Annotated in this window: 25 protein-coding genes and 2 pseudogenes; 17 read left to right on the top strand and 10 right to left on the bottom strand. The window is 73.0% G+C overall.

The window, feature by feature from the left end:
- Positions 1–226: 226 nt before the first annotated feature.
- Complete coding sequence (locus ABZ919_RS28280; protein ID WP_361253102.1) at positions 227–592, bottom strand: hypothetical protein; 366 nt, start codon at positions 590–592, stop codon at positions 227–229.
- 335 nt (positions 593–927) lie between these two features.
- On the bottom strand, positions 928–1,356 hold the full coding sequence (locus ABZ919_RS28275) for a hypothetical protein (RefSeq protein WP_361253100.1): 429 nt from the start codon (positions 1,354–1,356) through the stop codon (positions 928–930).
- A gap of 665 nt (positions 1,357–2,021) precedes the next feature.
- Between ABZ919_RS28275 and ABZ919_RS28270 the strand changes: the two are divergent.
- From ABZ919_RS28270 to ABZ919_RS28260, 3 genes and pseudogenes are all read left to right on the top strand, one after another.
- Positions 2,022–2,240: pseudogene (locus ABZ919_RS28270) on the top strand (hypothetical protein); the annotation flags it as partial.
- Positions 2,241–2,311: 71 nt separating this feature from the next.
- A complete protein-coding gene (locus ABZ919_RS28265) occupies positions 2,312–2,692 on the top strand; it encodes an urea transporter (RefSeq protein ID WP_361253098.1) in 381 nt (126 codons plus the stop codon).
- A 143-nt stretch (positions 2,693–2,835) separates the two neighbouring features.
- Entirely contained in the window at positions 2,836–3,288 is a 453-nt protein-coding gene (locus ABZ919_RS28260) for an SRPBCC family protein (RefSeq protein ID WP_361253096.1), read from the top strand.
- Between the two features lie 188 nt (positions 3,289–3,476).
- On the opposite strand, the gene ABZ919_RS28255 is transcribed toward ABZ919_RS28260, so the two are convergent.
- Positions 3,477–4,679 carry an erythromycin esterase family protein gene (locus tag ABZ919_RS28255; RefSeq protein WP_361253094.1) on the bottom strand — a complete coding sequence of 401 codons (1,203 nt, stop codon included), beginning with the start codon at positions 4,677–4,679 and terminating at the stop codon, positions 3,477–3,479.
- Between the two features lie 58 nt (positions 4,680–4,737).
- Here ABZ919_RS28255 and ABZ919_RS28250 point away from each other — a divergent pair, with 58 nt between their 5' ends.
- Positions 4,738–5,487: a TioE family transcriptional regulator gene (locus tag ABZ919_RS28250; protein WP_361253092.1), complete on the top strand. Its 750-nt coding sequence runs from the start codon at positions 4,738–4,740 to the stop codon at positions 5,485–5,487.
- 123 nt (positions 5,488–5,610) lie between these two features.
- Here ABZ919_RS28250 and ABZ919_RS28245 read toward each other — a convergent pair whose 3' ends face one another.
- On the bottom strand, positions 5,611–6,834 hold the full coding sequence (locus tag ABZ919_RS28245; RefSeq protein ID WP_361253090.1) for a saccharopine dehydrogenase C-terminal domain-containing protein: 1,224 nt from the start codon (positions 6,832–6,834) through the stop codon (positions 5,611–5,613).
- A 139-nt stretch (positions 6,835–6,973) separates the two neighbouring features.
- Between ABZ919_RS28245 and ABZ919_RS28240 the strand changes: the two genes are divergently transcribed.
- From ABZ919_RS28240 to ABZ919_RS28220, 5 genes and pseudogenes are all read left to right on the top strand, one after another.
- A complete protein-coding gene (locus ABZ919_RS28240; RefSeq protein ID WP_361253088.1) occupies positions 6,974–7,753 on the top strand; it encodes a TetR/AcrR family transcriptional regulator in 780 nt (259 codons plus the stop codon).
- A gap of 45 nt (positions 7,754–7,798) precedes the next feature.
- Entirely contained in the window at positions 7,799–8,155 is a 357-nt protein-coding gene (locus ABZ919_RS28235; RefSeq protein WP_361253161.1) for a PRC-barrel domain-containing protein, read from the top strand.
- A 23-nt stretch (positions 8,156–8,178) separates the two neighbouring features.
- Entirely contained in the window at positions 8,179–8,352 is a 174-nt protein-coding gene (locus ABZ919_RS28230; RefSeq protein ID WP_361253086.1) for a hypothetical protein, read from the top strand.
- Positions 8,353–8,480: 128 nt separating this feature from the next.
- Positions 8,481–8,810: pseudogene (locus ABZ919_RS28225) on the top strand (DUF1330 domain-containing protein); the annotation flags it as partial.
- A 511-nt stretch (positions 8,811–9,321) separates the two neighbouring features.
- Positions 9,322–9,477 (top strand): DUF6131 family protein, encoded by a 156-nt coding sequence (locus ABZ919_RS28220; RefSeq protein ID WP_361253084.1) that lies wholly within the window; start codon positions 9,322–9,324, stop codon positions 9,475–9,477.
- A gap of 193 nt (positions 9,478–9,670) precedes the next feature.
- Here ABZ919_RS28220 and ABZ919_RS28215 read toward each other — a convergent pair whose 3' ends face one another.
- The 5 genes from ABZ919_RS28215 to ABZ919_RS28195 all read right to left on the bottom strand — a co-directional run bounded on the left by ABZ919_RS28215 (position 9,671) and on the right by ABZ919_RS28195 (position 14,538).
- Positions 9,671–10,468 carry a transglutaminase domain-containing protein gene (locus tag ABZ919_RS28215; protein WP_361253082.1) on the bottom strand — a complete coding sequence of 266 codons (798 nt, stop codon included), beginning with the start codon at positions 10,466–10,468 and terminating at the stop codon, positions 9,671–9,673.
- 143 nt (positions 10,469–10,611) lie between these two features.
- Complete coding sequence (locus ABZ919_RS28210) at positions 10,612–11,622, bottom strand: DUF5914 domain-containing protein (protein WP_361253080.1); 1,011 nt, start codon at positions 11,620–11,622, stop codon at positions 10,612–10,614.
- Entirely contained in the window at positions 11,619–12,602 is a 984-nt protein-coding gene (locus ABZ919_RS28205) for a phytoene/squalene synthase family protein (protein WP_361253079.1), read from the bottom strand. Before ABZ919_RS28205 ends, ABZ919_RS28210 begins: the two co-directional genes overlap by 4 nt.
- On the bottom strand, positions 12,599–14,140 hold the full coding sequence (crtI, locus tag ABZ919_RS28200) for a phytoene desaturase family protein (RefSeq protein WP_361253077.1): 1,542 nt from the start codon (positions 14,138–14,140) through the stop codon (positions 12,599–12,601). The genes ABZ919_RS28205 and crtI overlap by 4 nt, the downstream gene beginning before the upstream one ends.
- A complete protein-coding gene (locus tag ABZ919_RS28195) occupies positions 14,137–14,538 on the bottom strand; it encodes a hypothetical protein (protein WP_361253075.1) in 402 nt (133 codons plus the stop codon). Before ABZ919_RS28195 ends, crtI begins: the two co-directional genes overlap by 4 nt.
- A 303-nt stretch (positions 14,539–14,841) precedes the next feature.
- On the opposite strand from ABZ919_RS28195, the gene ABZ919_RS28190 reads away from it, so the two are divergent.
- From ABZ919_RS28190 to ABZ919_RS28180, 3 genes are read left to right on the top strand one after another with little or no spacing between them, the layout of a single operon-like run.
- A complete protein-coding gene (locus ABZ919_RS28190; RefSeq protein ID WP_361253074.1) occupies positions 14,842–16,038 on the top strand; it encodes a lycopene cyclase family protein in 1,197 nt (398 codons plus the stop codon).
- A gap of 31 nt (positions 16,039–16,069) precedes the next feature.
- The gene (locus ABZ919_RS28185; RefSeq protein WP_361253072.1) at positions 16,070–16,804 is read left to right on the top strand and encodes a methyltransferase domain-containing protein; all 735 of its coding nucleotides are present in this window, start codon (positions 16,070–16,072) and stop codon (positions 16,802–16,804) included.
- On the top strand, positions 16,801–18,381 hold the full coding sequence (locus ABZ919_RS28180) for an FAD-dependent oxidoreductase (RefSeq protein WP_361253070.1): 1,581 nt from the start codon (positions 16,801–16,803) through the stop codon (positions 18,379–18,381). Before ABZ919_RS28185 ends, ABZ919_RS28180 begins: the two co-directional genes overlap by 4 nt.
- Before the next feature lie 225 nt (positions 18,382–18,606).
- On the opposite strand, the gene ABZ919_RS28175 is transcribed toward ABZ919_RS28180, so the two are convergent.
- Positions 18,607–19,242, bottom strand: a complete 636-nt coding sequence (locus ABZ919_RS28175) for a DUF6629 family protein (RefSeq protein WP_361253068.1) — start codon at positions 19,240–19,242, stop codon at positions 18,607–18,609.
- Positions 19,243–19,381: 139 nt separating this feature from the next.
- Between ABZ919_RS28175 and ABZ919_RS28170 the strand changes: the two genes are divergently transcribed.
- The 5 genes from ABZ919_RS28170 to ABZ919_RS28150 all read left to right on the top strand — a co-directional run bounded on the left by ABZ919_RS28170 (position 19,382) and on the right by ABZ919_RS28150 (position 26,522).
- Positions 19,382–19,597: a DUF4177 domain-containing protein gene (locus ABZ919_RS28170; RefSeq protein WP_361253066.1), complete on the top strand. Its 216-nt coding sequence runs from the start codon at positions 19,382–19,384 to the stop codon at positions 19,595–19,597.
- Positions 19,598–19,721: 124 nt separating this feature from the next.
- Positions 19,722–22,145 carry a SpoIIE family protein phosphatase gene (locus ABZ919_RS28165; protein ID WP_361253064.1) on the top strand — a complete coding sequence of 808 codons (2,424 nt, stop codon included), beginning with the start codon at positions 19,722–19,724 and terminating at the stop codon, positions 22,143–22,145.
- 207 nt (positions 22,146–22,352) lie between these two features.
- A complete protein-coding gene (locus ABZ919_RS28160) occupies positions 22,353–23,525 on the top strand; it encodes an FAD-binding oxidoreductase (protein WP_361253063.1) in 1,173 nt (390 codons plus the stop codon).
- 47 nt (positions 23,526–23,572) lie between these two features.
- Positions 23,573–24,967 (top strand): VOC family protein, encoded by a 1,395-nt coding sequence (locus ABZ919_RS28155; RefSeq protein WP_361253061.1) that lies wholly within the window; start codon positions 23,573–23,575, stop codon positions 24,965–24,967.
- A 25-nt stretch (positions 24,968–24,992) separates the two neighbouring features.
- Complete coding sequence (locus ABZ919_RS28150; protein WP_361253059.1) at positions 24,993–26,522, top strand: aldehyde dehydrogenase family protein; 1,530 nt, start codon at positions 24,993–24,995, stop codon at positions 26,520–26,522.
- Positions 26,523–26,575 lie beyond the last annotated feature (53 nt).

The following is a 26,575-nucleotide window of genomic DNA, read 5'->3' as shown; positions in this document are numbered from 1 at the left end:
TCGTTCTCCTTCCGGTTGCCTGTGTCGGCGTGCTGTCGCGGATCCCCCAAGTGGTCCCCCATGGCGAGCGTGCCCAGGCCGTGAGACGGCGGGAGCCCAGGTTACTGCGGGGATGCGACAGGTGGCCCTGCCACCTATGCGGTGTGGCGCAAAACAGGCATCCGGAACCGCGGTGCGGTTCCGGATGCTCCCCCGTGGGTGCCCCTCGGTCAGCCGTCGGTGGGGGTCACGGCCGGTTGAGGGTGATGGAGTTGATCGGGGACAGGTCGGCGTAGACGCCGGTGCCCTGGGCGATGGGGCTGCCGCAGCCGGCTCCGTCGTACCCCGTGCACAGGCTCGCGGTGGCGCCGCCGTACTGGTTGTTGAGCACCCAGTGGCGGCCGTACTGGTTGCTCAGGTTGTGCGCGCCGTAGCTGTAGAAGACCAGGCTCGGCTTCTGGGCCGGGTTCTGGTCCTGCGGGTAGACGCAGACCGCTCCGTCCGGGCAACCGGCCCAGGGGCTGGCGGGCTTGGCGTGCGCCGCTCCGCTCATGGCCAGCACTGCGGCCGTGGCGGTCGCGAAGGCGGCAGCGCCGCGGATCATCTTGCGCATGGGGTTCCCCCTTGCAGGTCTCCTGCGTCGTCGCAGGTGTGCTCGGTGTTGACGGCACCAGCGTTCCCGCCTCGGACCGCAGGGGTCGACGGGTTTCCCGTCGCCCGTCGCCCCCGCCCGTGGGAAACCGTGGCTGACCACTGCGATTTCCTGCAGGCGGGCAACCACCCGGGGCCAGGCCCTGTGGATCGTCCGCGTCGCACCGAGGCGCCGAAGCATCGGCGCGGCGCCGGCTCGGCAAGGGCTCCCCCGGTCGGTGGCAGCCGTTGCCCGGCCGGCACCCGACGAAGGGTGAGTGCCGTGGCCGAAGGGACGTTCTCACGGCTGATCGCCCGTCACATACGGCCACCGGTCAGCCGTGTGAGGGGACCGTGGGTGTGGCGCTCGGCCCGGCGGCCCATCGCGTACGACGCCGCGCTCAGTGCGGTGAGGCCCGCGCCCACGCCGGCCGCCACCAGCTTGCGGTGCGCGACCACGGTCCAGGCCGTCTTGGCCGTGGCCGCGACCTGACCCGACGCCGCGATCAGCGCCTGACGCCCCGACTCGATCCCCTGAGCCGCCGTACGGGCCGCGCCGCTGGTCACCTCGGCGGCCCGCTCGGCGTCCGACGCCAGGGTCGACACGGCGTCGTCCGTGGCGCCGACCGCCTTCTTCGCTCCGCGAGCGACCGGTTCCGTCGCCTTGCTCGTCGTCCGGCGTACCGTGGCCGCGGTCTCCTGCTGGGGTGCGGGCTTCCGGCCCGACTCCTTGTTCGATTCAGTCATGAACTCCCCGCTGCCCGCCGCCGCTGCGGGCAAACGTCGGGCCCCGGCGACCGGACGACGAGCCGGGCCGCCGCATCGGCGCGGGTGCGCGCAGTGCCCGTCTCGGCCCGGCCGCGGGTGACTTCGCGGTGGAGGCGGCTGCCGTGGGCGTCGGTGCTGTCGACCGACGAGGCCGGTCCATCCCTCCGCGGCCTCTCACTGCGCTTCTTCCGCCGCCCGCCCCGAGGAGGGCACCGGCCCGTCGCGCGCCGCGACGACCGGTGGGACGGGCGCCCCACGTGTTGCCCGAACGCACGGCCGGACGGCCCGTCCTCCCCGCACACCGTGGCTTCACGAGCAGACGTCCGTCGGTGCCGTCCGCCGGTTACGGCATCAGGTGCGCCCGGCCGAGCGCGGCGCGGTCGCGGAGCAGTCGGTTCGGCACTCCTGCGCCAGCAACTGGCCTCCTGCGACCGGCTCGGTGAGGCCGCCTACCTGGAGTCCAGCAGGGCTTGCAACGTTCCCTTCTACGAACGACTGGGCTTCCGCGTCATGGGCGAGATCCGCCTGCCCGGTGGCGGGCCGGCCATCTGGCCCATGTGGCGCGCACCCGACTCCGCCGCCCACTCTCCCACATCGCGGAAGTAAAATGCTGTATCGCGGAAGTTGGAGCAGGGGGGTCGGACATGCGGCGTCCAGTGCGCGTGTGTGCGACCGGACGCGGAGCCGCGTCCGGTCAGCGGTGGGGTTGGCCTTCGCCGGCGCGTCGCCGCCGGTCTTCGACACGCGGTCTGCGGTTCGGGGTGCGCGCGCTGCGCGGCCTCGTACAGGTCATGTTCCTGGGCAACGCCTGGGCGGGCGCCGTCTTCGGCGTCGCGCTGTCCATGGAGGACTGGCGGTACGGCGCCTACGGACTGGGCGGCGCCGCCCTCGGCACCGGCGCGGCGCACCTGCTGGCATTTTCCTGGCCAGCCGGGTGGCGGGTTGGGTGGTCTGCTGCGGCAGCGCGACGGGCATCCTCACGGCCTGGGCGCTCGGGGCGCCGGCCGCGCGGATCGCCGACGGCACGATGGGCTGCAACGCCGTGCTCGTCGCACTGGCCCTCTGCGGTGTGCACCTGGCAGCCACCCGGGCGACGTTGCTGTTCGCGGTGCTCGGCGCCGCCACCGCGACCGCTCTCACACCGGCCGTCGCCGGACTGCTCGCCCCGTCCCGCGGCCGCCCGTTCACGTGGCCGTTCGTGCTGACGACACTCGGCTTCCTGCTGGCCGCCCGTTCCTTCCCCCGTATCAGCGGTCCGAGCCGCGGCGGCCGGGCTGCGGGAACGTCGCCTCGTGACCAGGCCCTGACGCGCTGACGGATCGCATGCGTACGGCCGCGCCTCGGCCACCGGCCGGTCCCGACCGGACGAGCTGGACGAGATCGAAGAAGTCATCAGGCATGAACAGGGCTTTACCCGGAACCCGATGACTGTCCCATCACACAGACTGAGGAAGGCGTATGTCTCAGGTCGAAGAGTCCATCGAGGTCAGCGTCCCCGTCCGCGCCGTCTACAACCAGTGGACGCAGTTCGAGGACTTCCCCCAGTTCATGGACGGCGTCGAACGCGTCGAGCAGCGCACCGACACCCTCACGCACTGGACGACGAAGATCGGCGGAGTCGAGCGCGAGTTCGACGCGGTGATCACGGAGCAGATTCCCGACGAGCGGGTGGCCTGGACCACGGTCGCGGGCGAGGCCCGGCAAGCAGGTGTCGTCACGTTCCATCACCTCGACGACGGGACCACCAAGGTCATGCTGCAGCTGGACTACGACCCCGATGGCCTGGCGGAGACGGTCGGGGACAAGCTGGGTTTCGTCAAACGGCAGGTCGCCGGCGACCTGAAGCGGTTCAAGGGGTTCATCGAGTCCCGCGGCGGCGCCGAGACCGGTGCCTGGCGGGGCGCGGTCTGACCCTGCCGCAGTCCCGGTGAACCGGACACCTCGTCCCGCGCCCGCTCACGCTCCGGTCAACGCCGACGGCCGACAGCCGGGAGCGGGCGGGCGCGGGCGCCCGTGTGGCCCACGTGGTCCTTCGGGCGAGCCCTCGCCGGGCGCCGTCGCGGAGGTCGCCGCACTGCCGGTACCCGGCGGCGGTGGGACTAGCTCTTCGAGACGTCCTTGACGAACACGATCCCGTCACTGTTCGCCAGCTGGGCCGGGTCGAACGGCGCGTAGCCGAACCAGGAGGACACCCGGGGCGCGGGCCGTGTGTCGCCGAGAGCGGTGGCCAGCCGCGGGGCGTCGACGACGCAGCGGTTCTCGGGCAGGGCGTACAGGAGCCCTTCGAGGGTGTCCGGGGGCGGGGTGTCCACTCCCTGGTGCCGGATCGTGCCGAGGGCCGTGGCCACGAAGGCGTACGCCTCGCCGAGCCGGGCGCTCACCAGTGCGCCGGCGCTCCACCACTCCACCCGCCCCTGCCACATCCGCATCGAGCTCTTCTCCCGCTGCAGATGGGAGTTGTGCGCGTGGACGAGTGCGGGGCCCCGAGCGGCGACGGCAAGGAGGTTGTGGGCCATCATCAGGTCCCGCAGCGCGCACAGCCGTATCATGCGCGCCGGTGAGGTGTCGGCCATCCAGTGGTGGTAGCGCAGCAGGCCGGTCGCGGTGCGCCCGTACAGACGTGCCCGGTCCCAGTCGTCCCGCGAGGTAGCCGCGAGCAGGTGCGGCGTCTGTGCGTCGAGCAGCGCCACCAGGTCGTCGGCGACCAGTCGCAGCTCCCGGGCCTCGGCCGACCGCCCCACGGACCGGGACGGGTCCGTCATCGCGGCGGGATCGGTCCACCGGTCGTCGGGGCCCAGCAGGCGGTCGAGCGTTTCCGCGGTGCAGGGGAGCAGGTCCGCGTCCACCCGGGTCGCGAGACAGCCGTGGAGTGCGGTGAGGGCCTGCCGGGGGCTCGCGGCGCCGGTGATCTCCAGCGGGCCGTCGAAACCGGCGAAGCGGAGCCGCTCGGAGGCGGGCCGGCCGTCGTTGTAGGTGCGCATCCAGCGCACGAGCTCGCGGTTGGCCGCGAAGGCGCCCCAGCCGTGGCTGAATCCATGCTCCATGACCTCGTCGAGAGTGCCCGTGCCCGAGGTGACGTGGTCGTCCACGACCTGGCCCCTCATGCAGTCGCTCTCGATCGCGATCGTGCGGTACCCCTCCCGTTCGACGAGCTGCCGGAACAGCTCGTTGCGCAGGTCGAGCAGAGTGTCCTCACCGTGGGTGGGCTCGCCGAGGGCGAGCAGCCGGGGCCGGGCCGGGAGCAGCCTCATGACGGCGGCAGCCTCGACGGGTCGGGCGGTGTCCTCGATGTCGGTCGCCATGCCTTCAACCGTATCGTTGAACCTCTGGTTGAAACTTTTGCGCGATATGGTCGGTCCCATGGGGCAAAACCTTCAAAAGGGTGAGCGGCTCAGACCGGTCGACCTGGCGCGTGGGCACGGTCTGTCGACCCAGGCGATCAGGAACTACGAGGAGGCAGGCATCCTCCCGGCCGCCGGTCGCACCTCCCACGGCTACCGCACCTACACCTCGCTGCACGCCGGAGCCCTGCGCGCGTTTCTGGCCCTCGTGCCCGGCCACGGCCACCGCACGGCGACGTCGATCATGCGGGCCGTGAACCAGGGCACGGCCGGGGAGGCGCTCCGGCTCATCGACGAGAGCCACGCCCAGCTCCTCGACGACCGCCGGACCCTCCAGGCCATGGAGAGCGCCCTCCGCGACCTGGAGACCACCGCGGCGCCCGAGCCCGGTGCGGGGTCCCAGCCGGCCGCGGTGCCCGGGCGCGGCGGCACGTTCATCGGGCCGCTGGCCGGGAGGCTGGGAATCCGGCCCGCGACGCTGCGCACCTGGGAGCGGGCCGGGCTGGTGCACCCGCGCCGCGACCCGCTGACCGGGTACCGCGTCTACGACGAGGCCGACGTACGGGACGCCCGGCTGGTCCACCAACTCAGGCGGGGCGGCTACCTGCTGGAGCAGATCGCCCCGCTGATCGACCAGGTGCGGGCGGCCGGCGGACTGGAGCCGCTGGAGGCCGCACTGCGCGACTGGCGCGCTCGGCTGTCCACCCGCGCGCGGGCGATGCTGACCGGGGCCGCCGAGCTGGACGCGTACCTCCGCCGGCGCGGATGAGACGTCGGCCGCCGGCCGAGGGGAATCGTCGCCGGCCGAGGGGAACCAGGATCTCGGGCGGTTCGTCCCGGCCGGTCCGCGCGCCGGTGTCGCGCCCCGACCGTGACGGCCGCGGCGGTCGGATCAGATCTCCTCGCGCAGGCCCCACGGAGAGCCGTACTCGGTGAGCAGGTCCAGGAAGGGGCGGGGCGGCAGTGCTTCCGGCCCGAGGACGCCCTTGCCCGACCAGGCGCCGGAGGCCAGCAGTTCCAGGGCGACCACGGGGTTGACCGCGGTCTGCCAGACGACGGCCTGCGAACCGTACTCGCTCATCGACCACTCGTTGTCGACCACGTGGTACAGGTACACCTCGCGCGGCGTCCCGTCCTTCGTGCCCTTGACCCAGGTCCCGGCGCACGTCTTGCCCGTCATCCGGTCCCCCAGGCCGGCCGGATCGGGCAGGCAGGCCGCGACGACGTCCCGGGGTGAGACCCGTACGGGCCCGTCACCGCCGGGCACGGTGACCTTGGCCGTCGAGTCCAGACCCAGGGCGTGCAGCGTCCTCAGCCTGGCGATGAACTCGTCACCGAGCCCGTACTTGAACGTGACGCGGCGAGCGTCCACCCAGCGCGGGATCAGCAGCACCTCCTCGTGTTCGACGTTGACGCACTCCACCGGACCGATGCCCTCGGGGAAGTCGAAGACCTCCGGCTCGCTGAACGGCGCGGTGGTGAACCAGCCGCGGTCCTTCTCGTACACGACCGGGGGGTTGAGGCACTCCTCGATCGTGGTCCAGATGCTGAAGGAGGGCGCGAAGTCGAAGCCTTCCACGGTGAGGTCGGCACCGTCCCGGATGCCGATCTCCTCGATGTCGTCGAAGAGCTCGTCGGCCGCGTAGCGCGCGAAGACGTCGGACAGACCCGGTTCGACACCCATGCCGACCAGCGCGAGCAGCCCGGCCTCCGTCCAGCGCCCGGCCGCGGCGAACTGCTCGTCCCCGAGCTTGACTCCGCATTCCTCGTACGGGCGCGAGGGGTGCGGCTCGGACAGCGACATCGCCATGTCGACGTAGTGCGTGCCGGCTTCCAGGGACGCCTGGAAGAGCGGCATCACGAACCTCGGATCGGTGGCGTTGAGGAGCACGTCGCACCGCTCGACGACGAGCATCCGGCGCACCGCGTCCTCGTCGGAGGCGTCCAGCCGCCGCGCGGTGAAGCGGCCGCCCCGCGCTCCGAGCGCCGACACCGCGGCCTCGGCACGACCCAGGTCGTAGTCGGCGACGACCATGTGGGTGAGGAAGTCACGGCGCGCCGCGATCCGGGTGACGGCCGTCCCGACGCCGCCCGCGCCCACAAGAAGTACCCGCATGTCACACACCCTCCTTCGGGAGGCGGACGCCTCCGGCAGGGCTCGATGCAATGGGATGCCGCGTTGTAAGGTCAACCCCGTTGGCATAAGGAGGGCGGCCGGAGAACGGGCCGGGCCGGCGACGCGGGAGACGAGGGACATGGCGAAGCAGGTCGTACCGGAGGCGGCACGGCAGAGACGGCGGCCCACGCGCACCGGTACGGTGCTGTCGGAGGAGATCATCGTCCGGACGGCCCTGCGCGTGCTGCGGGAGCACGGGAGCACCGGGCTGACGGCACGCCGTCTCGGCGCGGCACTGGGCGCCGACCCCAGCACGCTGTACCGCTACTTCTCCGGGATGGACGATCTGACCCGGGCCATCGGGGACGAACTGATGGGGCGGGCCCTCGACAGCTGGAGGGCGACCGGGGAGTGGCGCGCGGACCTGCGCGCGCTCGGCCGTGCCCTTCACGCCGCCTACCTCGCCCACCCGCAGGCCGCCGTGCTCACCGCCAGCCGGGTCACCGGCAGGCCCCGGGAGATCGCGGTCGACGAGACCATTCTCGGGATTCTGCGTGGTGCCGGGCTGCCCGACCCGGTGGCCGTCCGCGTGTACCACACGTTCATCGACCAGAGTCTCGCCTTCGCGGCGCTCGACGCTGGGTCCCTCGCGCTGACGGACGAGGCCCGTGCCGGGGACGAGGAGATGTGGCACTCCACGTACGCGCGGCTGTCCGCCGAGTCACATCCCCACATCGCCGCCACGTCCCGGCTCCTCGCCCGGTGCATGCCCCACAGCGCCTATCCCGCGGCCCTGGAGATGCTGCTGGAGCACACGGCCGCGCAACTGACCGGGACGTGCGACTCCACGGCGTCCGGGCTCTCCGCGGCGGCGGGCGAGGGGCGGGAGACGGCGCGCGCACGCCGGCAGTCCCGATGACATCGTAGACGTCATCGGGGGTACTCCCATTGCGGGAGGCGCATGATGTTCGAGGCAGACGATATCCGTTCATGGCGGGGTCACGACGTCGTGGATCCTGCCGGCCACAAGATCGGCACTCTGGAGTCGATCTATGTGGACACCGTCACTGACCAGCCCTTTTTCGCCACAGTGACCGTGGGCATGCCCACACGTCGGCGCCTGGTGTTCGTACCCCTGCCCGGTGCGACGGTCGGCCCCGGCTACCTGAAGGTCGCGCACGGCAGGGACGTGGTCAAGAAGGCCCCGGCCATCGACACCGACGGAGAACTGCCGGCCGCCGATGAACCGAGCGTCTTCGCCCACTACGACCTGCAGTACGAATCGGGCGCCGGCAGCGAGCGGCGCCTCGCAAGACGTTGACACCGAAGCCGCCGGGAGACGCGATGACGCTGTTCCTCCTCCTGATCCTCGCGGCCGTGATCCTGGGCATCATCGGTTTCGCGGTCCATGGTCTGTTCTATCTGCTGGTCATAGGCGCCGTCCTTCTTGTCGCCGACCTCGTCTACGTCGGGTTGCGCTTCCGCCGGGGCGGCAGGAAGCACCGCATCGCGCGTTGAGGGGTCGCCCCCGCGACCGGACGGTGGCAGGTGCTCCCGGGCCGCACCGCTACCTCCGAGGTAATGGCACGGCGGAGGCCCGCATGACTACCTTCGGGTGCCCCAGCCGGCACACGAAGGAGTTGAGCGTGTCCGCCTATGGCTTCGCACACCTGCGAGACCGCCGCCATCACCCCGACATCCTCGAGTACTTGGAACGGATTCAGGTCACCCTCGATCCGTTCCACGGACGATTCTTGCTGCACGGCCCGCCGGCCGACGTCGTCGAGGGCACCTGGCCGGGCAGCATGGTGCTCATCGAGTTCCCCGACCTGGACACCGCCCGCGCCTGGTACCGCTCCCCCGCCTACCAGGACATCCTGCGCCTGCGGACCGACCACGTCGACGGGGACCTGGTCCTGGTCGAGGGCGTGCGCCCGGGATACGACCCACGCGAGCGCGCGCAGAAGCTCCGCGCGGAACACCCTGCCCCGAAGGCTCACCCTGAGCTTGCGGTCGGGGCATCCGTGCGGCGGGACCGCGCCGGGTCCGGAGGGACGGTGATCCGGAGTCGACCTTGATCCATGTGCCGGAACTCCTCGGGGCCGGTGTGCGCTTCGGCCAGGAGCGCCGCCGAACAGCGCCTGGACGGGCGGGTTCCAGGGGCGGAGCCGTACGCCGCGTCGGGACGATCACACCGGTCCGCGGCAGGCGCCGCGCTCGGCGACGATCCGGCCGGGGCCGCCGAGGGAGCCGTCCGACCCGCCCTCTGCCGGACGACAGCCCCCACCGGTGGAGTCTTCCTCGTGGGACGGAACCCGCGTGCCGTGGTCAGGAGACCCGTCGCCGGCATGTCGTCGACGTGCGGCGCAGCAAACCGGTGAGCCGGGGCGATCCGCACAGCACATTTCCATGCGCCTGCGGATGGCTTATTGCGTTCGTTTTCGGGCACCCGGGCGACAGGAGCGATACATCACCAGGAGGCCAGCCATGATCGCCCTCGGTATCATCCTTCTCATCGTCGGTTTCCTCACAGGGATATCCATCCTGTGGACGATCGGCATCATCCTGTTGGTCGTGGGTGCGGTCCTCTGGGTCCTGGGCTCGATGGGGCACGCGGTCGCCGGCCGACGGCACTACTGGTAGGCAAACAGTCCGGCTGCGCGGCTTCGGCCGCCCGACGACCCCGGCACGTCCAGGAATCCGGTGACCGCAGACCACTGCCGGCTCCTCGGCCGGCACAAGTCCAGGCCACGAGGAGTCCGACCCGAACCGAACGAGACCTACGCGTGCCTCTCGAGCTTCGGCTCGAGAGGCACCCGTGGGGTCCGGTGGCTTTCTAGGCACCCGCCCAGCGGCGGCCCAGGACGGGCTCGGCCAGCAGTCGTGCCGTCCCGCAGAGGGTCTGACCGTGCCGGGCGAAAAGCTCGTCGCGCGAGTCGAAGTGGCCGAGGTCGGCGAGGAGATGGGCCGAGAGGTCGCACGATGCGCCGGCGGCGGAGCAGGACGTCGCTCCGTTCCAGTCGACCGCCGTCCTGGACAAGGCCTCGAACAGGGTCTCCGGGCCGGCGTTGGTGAAGGGGCCGCCGTGGCTCTCGCTCAACTCGTCCAGGCCGCCGAAGAGCTCCGACACGGCCAGCCAGGGTGCCGTGGGGTGGTCAGCCGGGGACAGCCCCTCGATGCGGAACTCGGGCCAAGCGAGCACGACTTGGTGCGGGACGAGCCGGCGGAGCCGAGGAAAACGCGGATACCAGAACCTGCCGTCCACCAGCAGGCCACGCACACGGGTGGCCACCCCGAGGGCCCGGGCGACGAACTCCAGCACCGCCAGCCGCTGGCTGCACGAGCCGCGCCCGCGGCGCAGCACCTGTGACACGGGCCGCTCGTCCTGGACCGAGTACACCGGCCGCACAGCTGCCGCTGTCCATCGGTGGGCCTGCCGCAGGGCCGCTGTCCGGCGAGCCGGATCCGGGCGTTCCCCCAAGTCCTCCGGCAGCCCCATCAGTTGGAGCGATTCCATGACCCGCGGGTGCTGCCAGTCGAGGATCCGCGTCGGGTCCGTGCTCCCCACAGCCGTCCTGCCGCCGTACGTGCTCGAGTGGACACGGCCTCGCGGCATGAGAAGTGAGCTCGTCATGGCCCTGGTCCTCCCGTTCAGCTCCCTCGGAGTGGCGGGACCCATCGTGCCAGCAATTTTGAACACGTTCAATAGTGGGGTGCGGCTCTGCCGGACCGGACATGCCTGCGGCCTCCGCGCACGGCGGCGTCACGGCCGGCCCCTCATCCGGGAAAACGTCCCGTGGAGCGCAGGCTCCAGCGTCGTTCGGCGTAGGCCAGGTCGTCGCGCCACAGACGGCCCGCGGCGTAGCGCATCACCGGGGCCAGCAGTGCGGTGGCCCGGCGGGCCACGGCGAACCCCCGCCGTCCGGAGGTGGCCACGACGGCCTCCACGACCGCGGTGCGCGGCCGGCCCAGGACGTCGTGTCCCAGCGGGGTGGCGTGGGTCTCCACGACGGAACCCTCGCCCTCGCCGTCGGTGATCCGCATCACGACGGTGCGCGGACCGGGAGCCGTGAACACCGCGCGGACGGGCACGACGAGCCGTCCGGCCACCTTGAAGGACACGTCGACGGTGAACGCGTCCTCCGTGCCCCGCGGTCCGGGAGTCTCCACGACGGTGAGGTCGACGAAGGAGTACGGATGGAACCAGGCCCCGTGCCAGGGATCGAGGCGGTTGGCGACCACGTCCTCCGGCTCGCAGCGGCCGGTCGCCGTGTGGACGGCCGCCAGCGCCCCGCTGAGGGCGGGGCGGGCCGGTACGGCCGGGCGGCTCGTGGGTTCCTCGCCGCCAGCGTCGTCCAGCCGCACCCACAGCAGCACCCCGTCGTCGTGGGCGGGCCAGGGTTCCCAGCCGGCGAACGGCCTGCCGTCCAGGGCGAGTCCGTGCCAGTGGCACACCAGGGTGCCGCAGCGTACCGGGCTGTCCCCCAGCGGCGCCCCCAGGTGCGGGCAGACCCCGGGTCCGGCGGCCAGGCGGCCGGTCGCGTCGCGCCAGAGCACGACCTCGTGGCCCGCGACCGTGCGGGCCACCGGCCGGTCCGCGCGCAGCTCGCCGGAGGCGCCGACGACGTACCAGTTGCCGCTCGGCCGGGCCTGTGCCCGCTTGAGCGCGTCGGCGATCAGCGCGGGCCGGGCGTCGGGCCATGTCGGACGTTGGCGCTCCCAGGCCACGGGGGCGCGGCGCAGGCGCAGGGGCAGACGCCCGCGCCGGGGTGCGGAGGGGGGCGTCACACGGCCTCCTTCGGGCGGGTGGTCGGGTGCCGGGTCGTCAGGCGGGCCGCCGTCAGCCGCAGCAGACCGTCGGCGGCGACGAGTGCACGGCGCCGGCGGGGCACGGCGGCGCGGCGGTGCAGCACCGCCCAGCCGTCGGCGGCGACGGCGTCCAGGATGTCGCCGTACAGCACGAACGCCGTACGGATGCAGGGGCGTGCGACGGGGTGGAGCATCGGCACGCCGGGCGCCGCGCGCCGGTAGGCGGCGCGGGTGAGGGCCGCGAACTCGCGCAGGGCCGCGGTGACCCGGTGGTCGGTACGGCCGGTGTGCCGACAGCGCCACAGCAGGTCCCGGTCGACGGCGTGTGCGGCGAGCAGGTCCTGGGGAACGTAGATCCGGCCGCGGTCGAGGTCCTCGCCGACGTCCCGCAGGAAGTTGGTCAGCTGGAAGGCGACGCCCAGTTCCGCCGCGTACGGGGCGGCCTCCTCTCGTGGCACGACGGTGCCGAGAACGGGAAGCATCTGCAGGCCGATCACCGCGGCCGATCCGTGCATGTAGGCGCGCAGTTCGTCGTAGCCGGCGTACTCGGTGACCGTCAGATCGCTGCGCATCGCGGTGAGGAAGTCGGCGAAGTGACGGTGGTCGATGGCGTAGCGGCGGCTGGTGTCCGCGAGGGCGACGACCACCGGCGCGGCGACGCCCTCTCCGGCCAGGCCCCGGGCGAGGTCGTCGCGCAGCCGGTCCAGAGCGGCGGCCCGCCGTTCGGCCTCGGTGCCGGCCCGGCCGCCGGGGTCGGCACCCTGCGCGTCGACGATGTCGTCGGCCCAGCGGGCGAAGCCGTACAGGGCGTGCACCGCGGGGCGCCGGCCGGGTGGGAGCAGACGGGTGGCGAGGAAGTAGGTGCGCCCGTGCCGGGCGTTCAGCCGGCGGCAGTGCGTGTACGCGGCACGCAGACGTGGCTCGGTGATGCCGGCGGCGTTCAGTTCACGGGCGGTCACCGTCGGAGTCCCTCGGCCCTCGGGGCGGCCGACCGGCCGGGAGCGCCGCCGGGCCGCGGCCGGCCGGTGATCCGGGCGGCCGCCAGCTTTCCCGACAGCAGTACGGGCGGTACGCCCACGCCGGGCGTGGTGCCGCAGCCCGCGAGGACGGCGTTGGCGGTGCCGCGCACCAGGTTGCGGGGGCGGAAGGGGCCCGTCTGGGCGAAGGTGTGCGCGGCGGAGAACGGGGTGCCCGCCGCGTGCCCCTGCGCGCTCCAGCCGGCGGGGGTCACGAGGTGTTCCTCCTCGATGGCGGACGCGATGCCCGCCATGCCCCGGCGGTCGAGTTCGCGCAGCAGGCTGTCGCGGTAGCACGGGGCCAGCCGGGTCCAGTCGGTGGTGCCGGGCCCGATGTCGGTGTTGGGGCAGGGGGCGAGGACGTAGTGCAGGTGGCGGCCCGGCGGGGCGAGGTCCGGGTCACTGGCGGTGGGCCGGGTGATCAGCAGGGAGGGGTCGCTCATCAGCTCGCCGGTACGGGTGAGTTCGCGGAAGGTGCGCCGCCAGGCGCGGCCGAAGGACAGGGTGTGGTGCGCCAGTTCCGGCCAGGTGCGGTCGCAGCCGGCGTGCAGGACGACGGCCGAGGGGGCGTGGGTGAGGCCTACCAAACGACGTGGGGTGCGGCCCAGCAGGCGGTACGTCACGGGCAGGTCGGGGGTGAGGACGACCGCGTCGCAGGGGATGCGCTCGTCGTCGGTCAGTACGGCCGTGACACGGCCCGTGGCCCGTTCGAGGCCGGTGACCCGCTGACCGTGGCGGAACTCCGCGCCGGCCTCGGCCGCGACGTCGGCCATCGCCCGGGGCAGGGCGTACATGCCCCCGCGCGGGAAGTACACCCCGGCGACCGTGTCCATGAAGGCGATCACGGCGTACGCGGCCAGGGCCCGCTCGGGTGGGACGCCTGCGTACAGGGCCTGGAAGGAGAAGACGCGGCGCAGTCGCTCGTCGCGCAGGTGGCGGGCGATGCGCGCCTCCCAGCGGCCGAAGCCGCCGAGCGCGGCGAGCCGGACCAGAGCGGGGGTGAGCAACTGCAGCGGCGAGTCGAAGTCGGCGTCGAGGAAGCGGCCCCGCTCGACCCGGTACAGCTCGCCCAGCCAGTGGCGCAGCCTGCGGTAGCCCAGGGCGTCGGCGCCGCCGGCGAACCGTTCGATCTCGGCTTCCATCGCCTCGGCGTCGGTGTGCACGTCGAGGGTGCTGCCGTCGGCGAAGCGTGCCCGGTAGGCCGGATGCAGCTCGATCAGGTCGACGCGGTCGCGCAGCGAGGCGCCGACCGCGGCGAACGCCTCGTCGGCGATCTCGGGCATGGTCAGCACGGTGGGTCCGGTGTCGATCAGGTAGCCGCCGAGTTCGAGGCGTCCGGCCCGTCCGCCGGGCCGTGGGTCGCGTTCGACCACCGTCACCCGGCGGCCCGCGCCGAGCAGGTGCAGCGCGGCGGAGAGGCCGGCCAGGCCCGCGCCGACGACCACGACATGATCGGTGGGTCCCTTCATCGCTCTGGTCACCGGCCGGCCTCCGCTGCCACGGCGGCGGCGGGTGGCGGACCGCCCGGCGCGGGCCCTTGTGCGGTTGCCCCGGTGGTCCCGGCCGGCACATCGCGCAGCCGGGCCGCCGCGCCCGGCCCCGGCGCGGCCTCCCCCAGGTGGCGCAGGGGCTGCCCGGCCGGCCGGGCGATCCTCCGCTCGACCAGGTCACGGGCGCCGAGGGCGCCGAGGAGGTCGCGCAGGCCGGCCGACTCGCGGTCGGAAAGGTCGCCACGGCCCACCGTGTGCTCCGGCACGCCGAGCGCGGAAAGGTCGCCGGCCCGGCCGGAGGGCTCCCCGGTGTCGCGGGGCCCGGCCACGGCGAACGGCTTGCGTGGCGGGTCCGCCGTGGGGCGTCCGATCGCCGGGGTGGAACGCATCGCGAATCCTCTCGCCAGTGGGAAGCCGGGTGTCGCGCCCCGGGCCTGCGCCTTCGGTGTCACTTCTTCGGTGTCGCTTCTGTTGCTTCTGTTGCTTCTTCGGTGTCACGTCTTCCGTGTCACTTCTTCGGAGTCACTTCCTTGTCCGGGCCACATTCCGCGCGGATACCGCGGCCGGATGCGCCGTTCGACGGATGTGCCGACGCTGGGGGTACCCATCCGGCCGACACGCTCCCGGCTGCATCCGCGCGGGCCGGCGAGCGGGAAGACTGGCCTGATCGCCGGACCGGAAAGGGAGCCGCCGTGGACGTGGAGTCGGACGTCGTCGTCGTGGGCGCCGGAGCGGCCGGACTGTCGCTGGCCCTGCGGCTGGCCCGGCCGCCCGCGGGCTCACGCCGGGTGACCGCGGTGCTGCTGGCGGCACCGCCGGGCCCGTTCCGCGCGGCGCGCCGCACGTGGTGCTACTGGGAATCGGGACCCGGACCGTACGACGAGGTGCTGACGGCCAGCTGGCAGCGACTGCGGGTGCGCTCGCGCGGCGGGCGGACGATCGACCGCGCCATCGCGCCGCTGAACTACAAGATGCTGCGCTCCGACGCGTTCGAGGAGCTGGCCGGCCCGGTGATCGCGGACAGTGCCTGCGTGACGGCCGTCGAGGCCGTCGCCGAGCGGGTCGAGCCCGCTCGGAGCGGCGCGCTGGTGCACGCCCGCCTGGCCGACGGCGGCCAGGTGACCGTGCGTGCCCGGTGGGTGTTCGACTCCCGGCCGCCCACGCGCCTGCCACCGGCCCGCACGACGCTGCTGCAGCACTTCCGCGGCTGGTTCGTCCGCACGCGCCGTCCCGTGTTCGACCCCACCGCCGTGGAGCTGATGGACTTCCGCACCCCGCAGCCCGCGCACGGGCTGTCGTTCGGTTACGTGCTGCCGACCGGGCCGTGCGAGGCGCTGGTCGAGTACACGGAGTTCTCGCGCCGCGCGCTCGGACGGGACGCGTACGACCGCGCGCTGCGGCACTACACCGCCCACGTGCTGGGGATCGGCGACCACGACGTCACGGCGTGCGAGCAGGGCGTGATACCGATGACGGACGCGGACTTCCCCCGGCAGACCGCGGCGTGCGTGTTCCGGATCGGAGCCGCGGCCGGCGCCACCCGGCCCGCGACGGGCTACACCTTCAGCACCGTCCAGCGCCAGACGGCCGCCGTCGCCGCCGCGCTGCACGCCGGGCACCTCCCTGTGCCCCCACCCGCCCACTCGGTCCGCTCCCGGGTCATGGACGCAGTGCTGCTGCACGCCCTCGACCACGGCCGGGTCGACGGCCCGGACTTCTTCACCCGTCTGTTCGCCCAGGTGCCGGCGCCGCGGCTGCTGCGCTTCCTGGACGGGCGCACCAGCCTGTCCGAGGACCTGTCCATCGGAGTGCACGTGCCCGTCGCCGCGATGCTGGGTTCGGCTCTCACCCTGCCGTTCGCCCCCCGCCGTGGCGCGCCCCCCGCTTGACGCCCGTACCGAGACCCCACACGGAGACGGCATGCCTCTGCTGCGCGACGCCGACCTGGCCGCCGCTTTCGACCACGCCGCCGGCAGCTACGACCTGCTGGTGGCGGCCAACCCCGGGTACCACGCCCAGCTGCGCCGCTCCGCGCGGCGGCTCGGTCTCGGCGGCGGTGGCGCCGGGCTGCGCGTGCTGGACCTAGGGTGCGGAACGGGGGCGTCGACCGCGGCTCTGGCCGCCGTGCTACCCGGCGCGGACATCACCGCCGTCGACGCCTCGGCGGGCATGCTGCGGCGCGCGGCCCGCCGGTCGTGGCCCCGGCCCGTGCACTTCGTGCAGGCACCGGTGGAGCGCCTGGCCGAGGCCGGGGTGGGTGGTCCGTTCGACGCGGTGTTCGCCGCCTACCTGCTGCGCAACACCGCCGATCCGGACGCCGTACTCGCCCGCACATACCAGCTGCTGGCACCGCACGGCCGGCTGGCGGTCCACGAGTACGCGCTGAGCGGACGTGCGGCGCACCGCGCGGTGTGGGACGCGGTGTGCGGCGGACTCGTCCTGCCGGTCGCCACGCTGCTCGGCGACGGACCGCTCTACCGGCATCTGTGGCGCAGCGTCGTCACCTTCGACACGGCCGGGCAACTGGCGCGGCGGGTGGGACGGGCCGGGTTCGAGCGGGTGCGGGTGCTGCCGTTGCCCGGCTGGCACACCGGCATCGCCCACACCGTCGTCGCCCGCCGCCCGTCCTCCGGCGCCGGGGAGGCGGGGCGATGACCGGCCGGAGGCGCCCTTCCGCACCGGATACCCGCACGCCCCGTCCCGGCCGGGACCGGCTGGCCCGGCTGCTGCCCGCGCCGCCCGGCGCCGAACGCGCCGAGGGTGCGGGCGCTCCGCGGGTGGCGGTCGTCGGCGGCGGCATCGCCGGCACGACCGCGGCGACAGCGCTGGCCGAACGGGGTGTACGCGTCACCCTGTACGAGCGCGATCCGCAGCTCGGCGGACGGCTCGCCGGCTGGCCCACACGGCTGGCCGACGGCACGACGGTGACGATGAGCCGCGGCTTCCACGCCTTCTTCCGGCAGTACTACAACCTGCGCGCCCTGTTGCGCCGCACCGACCCGTCACTGCGCCTTCTCACCGGGCTGCCCGACTATCCCCTGCGGCACGGCAACGGCCGGCGTGACAGCTTCCGGCACGTGCCCCGCACACCGCCGCTGAGCGCGCTCGGGTTCGCGGCACTGAGCGAATCGTTCTCCGTGCGCGACCTGGCCCGGATGCACCCGGGCGCCGCCCTGCCGCTGCTCGATGTGCGGGTGCCCGGGGTGTACGACCGTCTCGACCATGTCAGCGCGTACGACTTCCTGGAGGCGATCCGCTTCCCTCCGGCGGCACGGCACCTGGCCTTCGAGGTGTTCTCCCGGAGCTTCTTCGCCGACCCCCGGCAGCTGTCGGCCGCCGAGATGGCCCTGATGTTCCACATCTACTTCCTCGGCTCGGCGGAGGGCCTGCTGTTCGACGTGCCGCGGGAACCGTTTCCGCACGCGCTGTGGGACCCGCTGGCGGGACGGCTGCGCCGGCTCGGCGCGCGGGTGCGCACCGGCGCCGCGGTGGAGGGGATCTCCATCCGGCCGGCGGGCGGTTTCGGCGTCGCCGCCGCGGGTCGCGAGGAGCCGTACGACGCGGTGGTGCTCGCTCTCGATCCGGCCGGCCTGCGCTCACTGGTGGCCCACTGCGGCGGTCTCGGCGACGCCGAGTGGCGTGAGCGCGTGTCGCGCTTGCGTACCGCCCCGCCGTTCCTGGTCTTACGCCTGTGGCTGGACCGGCCGGTGCGGGCGGACCGGCCCGGGTTCCTCGGCACCAGCGGACACGGCGCCCTGGACAACGTCAGTGTGCTCAGCGGCTGGGAGGGCGAGGCCGCCCGGTGGACCGCCCGTACCGGAGGCTCGGTGGTGGAACTGCACGCCTACGCGCTGCCCGAAAACGCCGACCGGACGGTCGTCCAGCAGGAACTGCTGGACGAACTGCACCGGCTGTACCCGGAGACACGGCCGGCCCGGGTGGTGGACGCACGCCAGGAGTGGCGGGCCGACTGCCCTCTCTTCCGCGTCGGCGGGTACACCGACCGGCCGGCGGTGGGCACGCCCACGCCGGGACTGGTCGTCGCCGGTGACACGGTCCGCACCGGTCTGCCGGTGGCGCTGATGGAACGGGCGGCCACCAGCGGCTTCCTTGCCGCGAACACCTTGCTGCGCCGGTGGGGGCTGCGCGGTCACGCCCTCTGGACGGTTCCAGCCCGGGGCCGCTCCGCCGTGCTGCGGTGGGCGGCGGCACGCGCCGACGGCGGCCGGTGAGTGTGCGGCGCCGTGTCGCGGGGCCGTGTGCGGCTCCTTCCGGCGGACCGGGACGCGGCCACCGGACGCACCCGGGAGGGACGCAGGGACCGGTGCCCCTGGCGATGCACCGTGGGCCGGACGAAGGGATGGGAGCGGTGCCCTTGCCGGGCACGGCACTTGCCGGTACCTGGCCGGCACCGGGTCGGCCGAAGCAGCCGCGGGCGTCGGTGTGACGTCTCCCCGTCATCGGCCGGACCGCCTCCCCGCGGACGTGCGGCGTGCCCGCACCCAGTCCAGCAGCACCACCGAACACAGCGCCGCGAACGCGCACCACGTCGAGACGAACTCCAGCCGCCACAGCGCCCAGCACGCCGCCGCCCCGACGGCGACCAGAACTCCCAGCACGAGCAGCCGCCGGTGACCGGAGAGCAGCAACGAGCCCACCGTTGCCAGCAGGTAGCCCAGGACCAGCAGCAGCACGGGGGACACCTGCACGGCATAACCGACGGTGTGACCGCGGATCTCGGCGGTCACCGGGTGGGTGGCGAGGGCCAGGGCGAGCGGGACGGCCGTCAGCACTCCGGCGACCAGCGGCAGGAGCAGGCGGAACCGGGCCCGGGGTGGGGCCACGCACATCACGCCCGCCGGAACCCACACCGCGAGCAGCGGCAGCGCGATGACGGCCCATGCGACGGTCGCGGGCCCGCTGCCCCCGCCGGAGCGCCACACCACCGACTCGACGATCTGGTGGGCCCCCAGAAGCAACGGCACCGCGGCGAGCGGAAGTTCCCGGCCGCTGCGCGTCAGGGCCACACACGCCGCACCCACCGCCGCGACACCGCTGCCCGCCACGAGATCGGCCGTCGCACTCCAGCACATCGCACCACCCAGGGGTCCGCCGCGGGCTACGCACCTTCCGCCGGCCCCTCAACGTGCCTTCTGTTGCGGGGCCGATGATGATTAGCTTGCCCCGGCTTTCACACACCACCCCGCACGGCAGCCAGGAGGACTCCGCCCGATGAGCAGCGCCTACACGTACGAGTACAAGGTCGTCACCTTCAGGGAGTCGCTGATCGGCGACGCGCTGGACAGCGACAAGCTGGAGAAGGTGCTCAACAGGCACGCCGAGGACGGCTGGGCCCTGAAGGCCATCACCTCCGCCGACGTCAAGGGCCGCATAGGTCCGGGAGCCGTGGAGGGCCTGCTGCTGACTTTCGAGCGCCCGCGGCGGTGACGCCCGCCGCCGGGTGATGCCCGCCGCCGGGTGATGCCCGCCCGGCCCGGGCGGGCCGAAGACACACCCGGATCCATGTGAGACCGTGGTGTCAGGAAACCCGACTGCGGATGCGGCCGACACGATGGGTCTCAGGGAACTGGCCGACAAGCACGCGGGCGATCCGTTCGGCATCACGTCTGCCGCCGTCGCCCTCGTGGACGTACACGGCCTGATCCGCTACTGGAGTCGGACGGCGGAGGACCTCCTCGGGTATCCGGCGTCCAGCGTGCTGGGGCAGCCCGTGACCTCCGTCCTCACCAAGGAGTGCGCCCCGCCGACCGCGCTCTGCGCGGCGCAGCGTATCCAGGACGCCTGGGAGGGACTGATCACCGCGCGTCACCGCGCGGGTCACCCGGTCGAGCTCGCCGTGCGCGTGTGCCCGGTACAGGCCGAGCAGGGCGAGTTCTGCCTCGCCATGGCCTGTGAGGCGTCCGATGCGCGCCGGTGGAAACTCGATCAGGCGGTGGTGCGCGGCCTCTTGGAGGAGTCACCGATCGGCATCGCCGTTCTCGACGACGAGCTGCGCTTCCAGTGGGTGAACCAGGCGCTGGCCGCCATGGAGGGACTGCAGGCCCACCGGGCCGCCGCGCCCCGCGGACCGGAACAGGTGCCGTCGGCCGTGGACTGGCAGGCGCGTCAGGCGCTGATCTCGGGTCGGCTGACGCCGGCCGTGGAGCACGTGCCGTCCACGCCCGGCCTGTCCCGCCGGAACTCGCAGGGCCACCTCAGGCTCCGCTCGTCGTTCCCGCTGAGGGACATCGACGGCAAGACGCTCGGGGTGTGTCACACCGCCGTCGACTTCACCGCGCAGGACCGGGGCCGCGAGCGGCTGGCCCTGGTCAACGAGGCGGCTCAGCGCATCGGCACCACGCTGGAGCTCGACCGCACGGTGCAGGAGCTGGCCGAGGTCCTGGTGCCGGAGTTCGCCGACTTCGCGGCGATCGACCTGTTCCAGGGCGTGCTGGCGGCCCAGTACCTCGCCCCCGGACCGGTCACCGGCGGCACGCTCCAGCGGGCGGCCCACCGGTCGGTCCGCGAGGAGGTGCCCGAGGCGGTCGTCCCCATCGGGGGGCCCGCCGTGTACCCCTCCAAGTCCCCGCAGCGACGCTGCCTGACCACGGGCCGGCCGATCCTGGACACGGTGCTGGACCCCACGACGTGGTGGCTGGCCGACGATCCGAAACGCCTGTCCAAGATCGTCGGGCTCGGTGTGCACACCCACATGGTGGTACCGCTGCGGGCGCGCGGCTCGACCATGGGCGTGGTCACGCTGCTGCGCTGGGAGAACCCCAACCCGTTCGACGAGGACGACCTGCTGCTCGTGGAGGAGGTGGTGGCGCGGGCCGCGGTGTGCGTGGACAACGCCCGGCGCTTCGTCCGCGAGCACAACGCGGCCCTCGCCCTGCAGACCAGTCTCCTTCCCCCCGTGCTGCCCGATCACTGCGCCGTGGAGGTCGCCTACCGCTATCTGCCCACGGACGCCGAGGCGGGCGTGGGCGGCGACTGGTTCGACGTCATCCCGCTGTCCGGGGCGCGCGTCGCCCTGGTCGTGGGGGACGTCGTCGGCCACGGCATCCACGCCGCCGCGAGCATGGGCCGGCTGCGTGCGGCCGTGCAGACACTGGCCGACATGGACCTTCCCCCCGACGAGCTCCTCGCCCATGTCGACGATCTCGTCCTGCGCCTGGCGGACGAGGCGGAGGCGGCCACGGACGGGCCGGTGGTGATCGGCGCGACCTGCGTCTACGCGGTCTACGACCCCATCTCACGGAAACTCAACGTGGCGCGTGCCGGGCACCCCACCCCCGCCATCGCCCACCTCAGCGAGCCGGTGGAACTGCCCGACATCCCCGCCGGTCCCCCTCTGGGCCTCGGCGGTCTGCCCTTCGAGTCGGCCGAGATCGAACTGGAGGAGGGAAGTGTCGTCGCGCTCTACACCGACGGACTGATCGAGGCCTCGGACCGTGATGTCGACGTCGGTTTCGAGCGGCTCTGCTTCGCCCTGGCGCATCCGGACCGGCCGCTGGAGGAGATCTGCGACACGATGGTCCGCATTCTTCTGCCGGGCCATCCGCACGACGATGTCGCCTTCCTCGTCGCCCGGACCCGCGCCCTCGCCCCGGTCCGCGTGGCCTCCTGGGAGGTGCCCGCCGATCCGCAGGCGGTGCACGAGGCGCGTGACAACGCCGCCCGTCAGCTGGCCGCGTGGGGGCTGGAGTGCATCGCCTTCACGACCGAGCTGATCGTGAGCGAACTGGTCACCAACGCCATCACGCACGCCTGCGGACCGATCAGTCTGCGTCTGATCCACGAACGGGCCCTCATCTGTGAGGTGTCGGACGCCAGCAACACCTCACCCCACCTGCGCCGAGCGCACAGCACCGACGAGGGAGGCCGTGGCCTCTTCCTGATCGCGCAGGTCGCCCAGCGCTGGGGCACCCGGTACACCGCCACGGGCAAGACCATCTGGACGGAGCAGGCGCTGCCGGGCGACGCTGCCCGCTGAAGGCGGTCGGCGCTTCGACGGCCGCCGCGCTCCACCGCTCGGATCGTCCTTGCGTGACGGACGCCGACGACACGTGATGGACGTCGACGACCGGGGTGCTGCACGATGACGCTGACACAGCTGACCGGCATCACTCTGTCCCTGACAGCCCAGCCGCCCCGGAAACGGACCCGTCCGGTGCAGCGGCCTCCGGAAGGGAGTGGCCCTTTGCCGTCCTCCGTCTTCCGTACCGTTCCGGCCCGCGCCGATGTCGTGATCATCGGTGGCGGCGTGATGGGTGCGAGCACCGCGTTGCACCTCGCCGAAGCCGGGGTGACGAGGATCGTCGTCGTCGAGCGCGGCGAGCTCGGCTCTGGCAGCTCGGGCAAGCCGATCGGCGGCGTGCGCGCCCAGTTCTCCGATCCGCTCAACATCGAGCTCGGCAGCCGCAGTCTGCGCGCCTTCCAGGACTTCCCGCACCGGCCCGGCGCCGGTATCCGGCTGGACACCGTCGGCTATCTGTTCCTGCTCGACAGCGCACAGCAGGCGCACGACTTCGAGGCCGGCGTCGAACTGCAGAACGACCTCGGGGTGCCGAGCCGCATGATCGGCCCGGACGAGGCCCGGCGCCTGTGCCCCTACGTCAGCACCGACGGCCTGGTGGCCGCCGCCCACTCCCCCACCGACGGGCACGCCCGCCCCGAACTGGTCGTCCAGGGGTACGCGCGGGCCGCGGCCCGGGCCGGCGTCGCCCTCGCCACCCACACGGCGGTCACCGGCATCGACACGACGGGGAACCGTGTCTCCGGCGTGCGCACCAGCCGCGGCCGCATCGCCTGCTCCACCGTCATCTGCACGGCGGGGGCCTGGTCGGCGCGAATAGGCGCCATGGCCGGCGTCGACCTGCCGGTACGGCCCGTGAAACGGCAACTGGCGTTCACCGAGCCGCTCTCACCGCCCGCCCCGCGCATCCCGTTCACCATCGACTTCTCCTCGACCGCCTACTTCCACAACAGCGACGACGGTCTGCTGTTCGGGCTGGCCGACCCCGACCAGGAGGACGGCTTCGACACCACCTGGACCCCGCGGTGGCTGGAGCTGTTCCGCGCCGCCGCCCGCCGCCGCGCCCCGGCCCTGGCCGGTATGCGCACCACGGACGGCTGGGCGGGCCTGTACGAGGTCACGCCGGACCACAACGCCCTGATCGGCCGCTCCCACGAACCGGCCGGCTTCCTCTACGCCACCGGGTTCTCCGGCCATGGCTTCCTTCAGGCGCCGGCCGTCGGCGAGGTCATGCGCGACCTCTGCCTGGAACGCGAGCCGTTCACCGGCATCTCCCCGCTCAGCGCCGACCGGTTCCGCCACGGCGCCGAGATCCGCCCCGAAGTGCACGTGGTGTGACCGCCGATGGCTCATTCGGTGTGCCCCCCGGATCGAAAGGCCGAACCATGTCGACGATCGGTCAGTGGCGGCTCCGGGCCGCGTTCGCGGAGCGGCTGTCGCGGATGTACGGGCAGGAGGTCCCCGCCTACGCGACGCTCGTGGACGTCTCCCGCGAGGTCAACGAGGACGTCCTGCGCGCACGGGGAGCCGACGCCGAACGCCTGGGGTCCATCCACCGGGTCACCGCCGAACGGCACGGGGCCATCCGTGTCGGCACGCCGGACGAACTGCGGCAGGTCGCCCGGATCTTCGCCGCCCTCGGCAGGCACCCGGTCGGCTTCTACGACCTGCGGGAGGCGGCAGCCAGCGCCGTTCCCGTCGTCTCCACCGCGTTCCGGCCGGTGGACGGGGCGGAACTGGCACGCAATCCCTTCCGGGTGTTCACCTCCATGCTCACCCCGGCCGACCCCCGTTTCTTCGACGCCGACCTGCGCACACGTCTCGAAGCCTTCCTCGCGGACCGCGAACTCTTTCCCCCCGAGCTGCTCGCGCCGGCCGACCGCGCCGCGGCCGAGCGGGAACTGCCCGCGGAACAGGCCGAACGCTTCCTCCAACTGGCCGTCGCCGCATTCGAGTTGTCACCGGAACCGGTCGACAGGGCCTGGTACGGGACCCTGGAGCGGATCTCCGCCGTCGCCGCGGACATCGGCGGCGTGCGCAGCACGCACATCAACCATCTCACCCCGCGCGCCCTGGACATCGACGAGCTGTACCGGCGCATGACCGAGCGCGGCATCGAGATGATCGACACCATCCAGGGCCCACCCGCCTGGAAGGGCCCCGACGTGCTGCTGCGGCAGACCTCCTTCCGGGCCCTGGCCGAACCCCGTGCGATGCGAACCCCGGACGGCAGCGTCGTCGGCGGCGCCCTGCGGGTCCGCTTCGGGGAGGTCGAGGCCCGCGGCATCGCCCTGACCCGCGAGGGCCGCGCCCTGTACGACGAACTCCTCGGCCGCGTCGACGAGCAGGCGTCCCAGAACCCCGCGGAAGCCCGCAGTGACATCGCGCGCGCCGTGTGGGAGCGCCACATGCCCGGCAGCGAAGAGGAGCTCGCCGCCGAGGGGCTGGCCTGCTTCACCTACTCGCCCGGCACCGGCCGGCCGGGCGCCGGGCGGCCGCCCACGGACCTCGAGGGGCTGGTGCGAGAGGGCTGGGTGCGCGCCGAGCCCATCGTGTACGAGGACTTCCTGCCCCGTTCCGCCGCCGGCATCTTCCAGTCCAACCTCAGCGGCGAGGGCACCCGAGACGACGACCGGCAGGGCACGGCCTACGACGCTGCCCGGCTGTCCGGCGCCATCGGCCGCGAGGTCCTCGATCCCTTCGACCTCTACGCACACCAGCAGAACCGCTCCCTCGCACACGTCGCCCGCGCACTCGGCCTCTCCGCCACCCCCGGCTGACCCCCCTCACCCCCGAAGGACCACCATGACCGGCACTCCCCTGCCCAGCACGGACGAGTTGCGCGCCCGCGCCCGCGCCGCCCTCGAGAGCGTCGGCGCCGTCGCGACCGGAGGCAGCGACCTGCACGCCCGCACGCCCCTCACCGGCGAGAACCTGTTCGGCCTGGCGGCCGCCAACGACGCCGAGACCGACGAGGCCGTCGCAGCCGCCCGTCACGCCTTCCTCACCTGGCGCACCACCCCCGCACCGCGCCGCGGCGAACTCGTACGGCGGCTGGGCGAGTTGCTGCGCACGCACAAGAGCGACCTGGCCGATCTCGTCATCATCGAGGCGGGCAAGATCCGCGCCGAAGCGCTCGGCGAGATCCAGGAGATGATCGACATCTGCGACTTCGCCGTCGGCCTGTCCCGCCAGCTCTACGGCCGTACGATCGCCTCCGAACGCCCCGGCCACCGGCTCGCCGAGACCTGGCACCCGCTCGGCGTGGTCGGCGTCATCTCCGCGTTCAACTTCCCCGCCGCCGTGTGGTCCTGGAACACCGCCGTCGCCCTGGTCTGCGGCGACACGGTGCTCTGGAAGCCCTCGGAGCTCACGCCGCTGATCTCCCTGGCCTGCGACCACCTGCTCGCCCGCGCCGCTGACGAGGCCGGCGCGCCCCGCGCCGTCCACCGGCTGCTCCTCGGTGACCGCGCGGTCGGCCGGAAGCTCGTCGACGACCCCCGCGTCGCCCTGGTCAGCGCCACCGGCTCCACCCGCATGGGCCGCGAGGTCGGCCCTCGCGTCGCCGCCCGGTTCGGCCGCTCCCTGCTGGAACTCGGCGGCAACAACGCGGCGATCGTCGCGCCTTCCGCCGACCTCGACCTCGCCGTCCCGTCCATCGTCTTCGCCGCGGCCGGCACCTCGGGCCAGCGCTGCACGACGCTGCGCCGCCTGATCGTCCACCGGGACATCGCCGACACCCTGGTCGAGCGGCTGGCCACCGCCTACACCAAGCTGCCCGTCGGCAACCCGTTCGACGACACCACACTGGTGGGCCCGCTGATCTCCACCACGGCGCTCGACACCATGCGCGACGCCGTCGCCCGCGTCCAGTCCCAGGGCGGCAAGATCCTCGCGGGCGGAAACCGGCGCCTTGCCGAGGCGGCGCCCGCGGCGGCGTACACCGAGCCCGTCCTCGTCCGCGTCGACGAACAGACCGACGTCGTGCGGGAGGAGACGTTCGCCCCGATCCTGTACGTCCTCACCTACGACACCCTCGACGAGGCGATCGCCCTGCACAACGACGTTCCCCAGGGCCTGTCGTCCAGCATCTTCACGCGCGACCAGCAGGAGGCGGAGGTCTTCCTCTCCGCCGCCGGCTCGGACTGCGGCATCGCCAACGTCAACATCGGTACCTCCGGAGCCGAGATCGGCGGTGCCTTCGGCGGCGAGAAGGACACCGGCGGCGGCCGGGAGTCCGGCTCCGACGCCTGGAAGTCCTACATGCGCTCGGCCACCAACACCATCAACTACTCCGGCGAACTCAACCTCGCCCAGGGCGTCAGCTTCCTGTGACCAGGCGGGCGACCAGCGTTTTCTGCTGTGGGCCGAGACCGTCGCCGCACGGC

This window comes from Streptomyces sp. NPDC046759, from assembly GCF_040645475.1.
Taxonomy (GTDB): Bacteria; Actinomycetota; Actinomycetes; order Streptomycetales; family Streptomycetaceae; genus Streptomyces.
The sequence above is the reverse complement of the archived record's forward strand: the minus strand, read 5'-3'. Positions and strand labels throughout refer to the sequence as shown.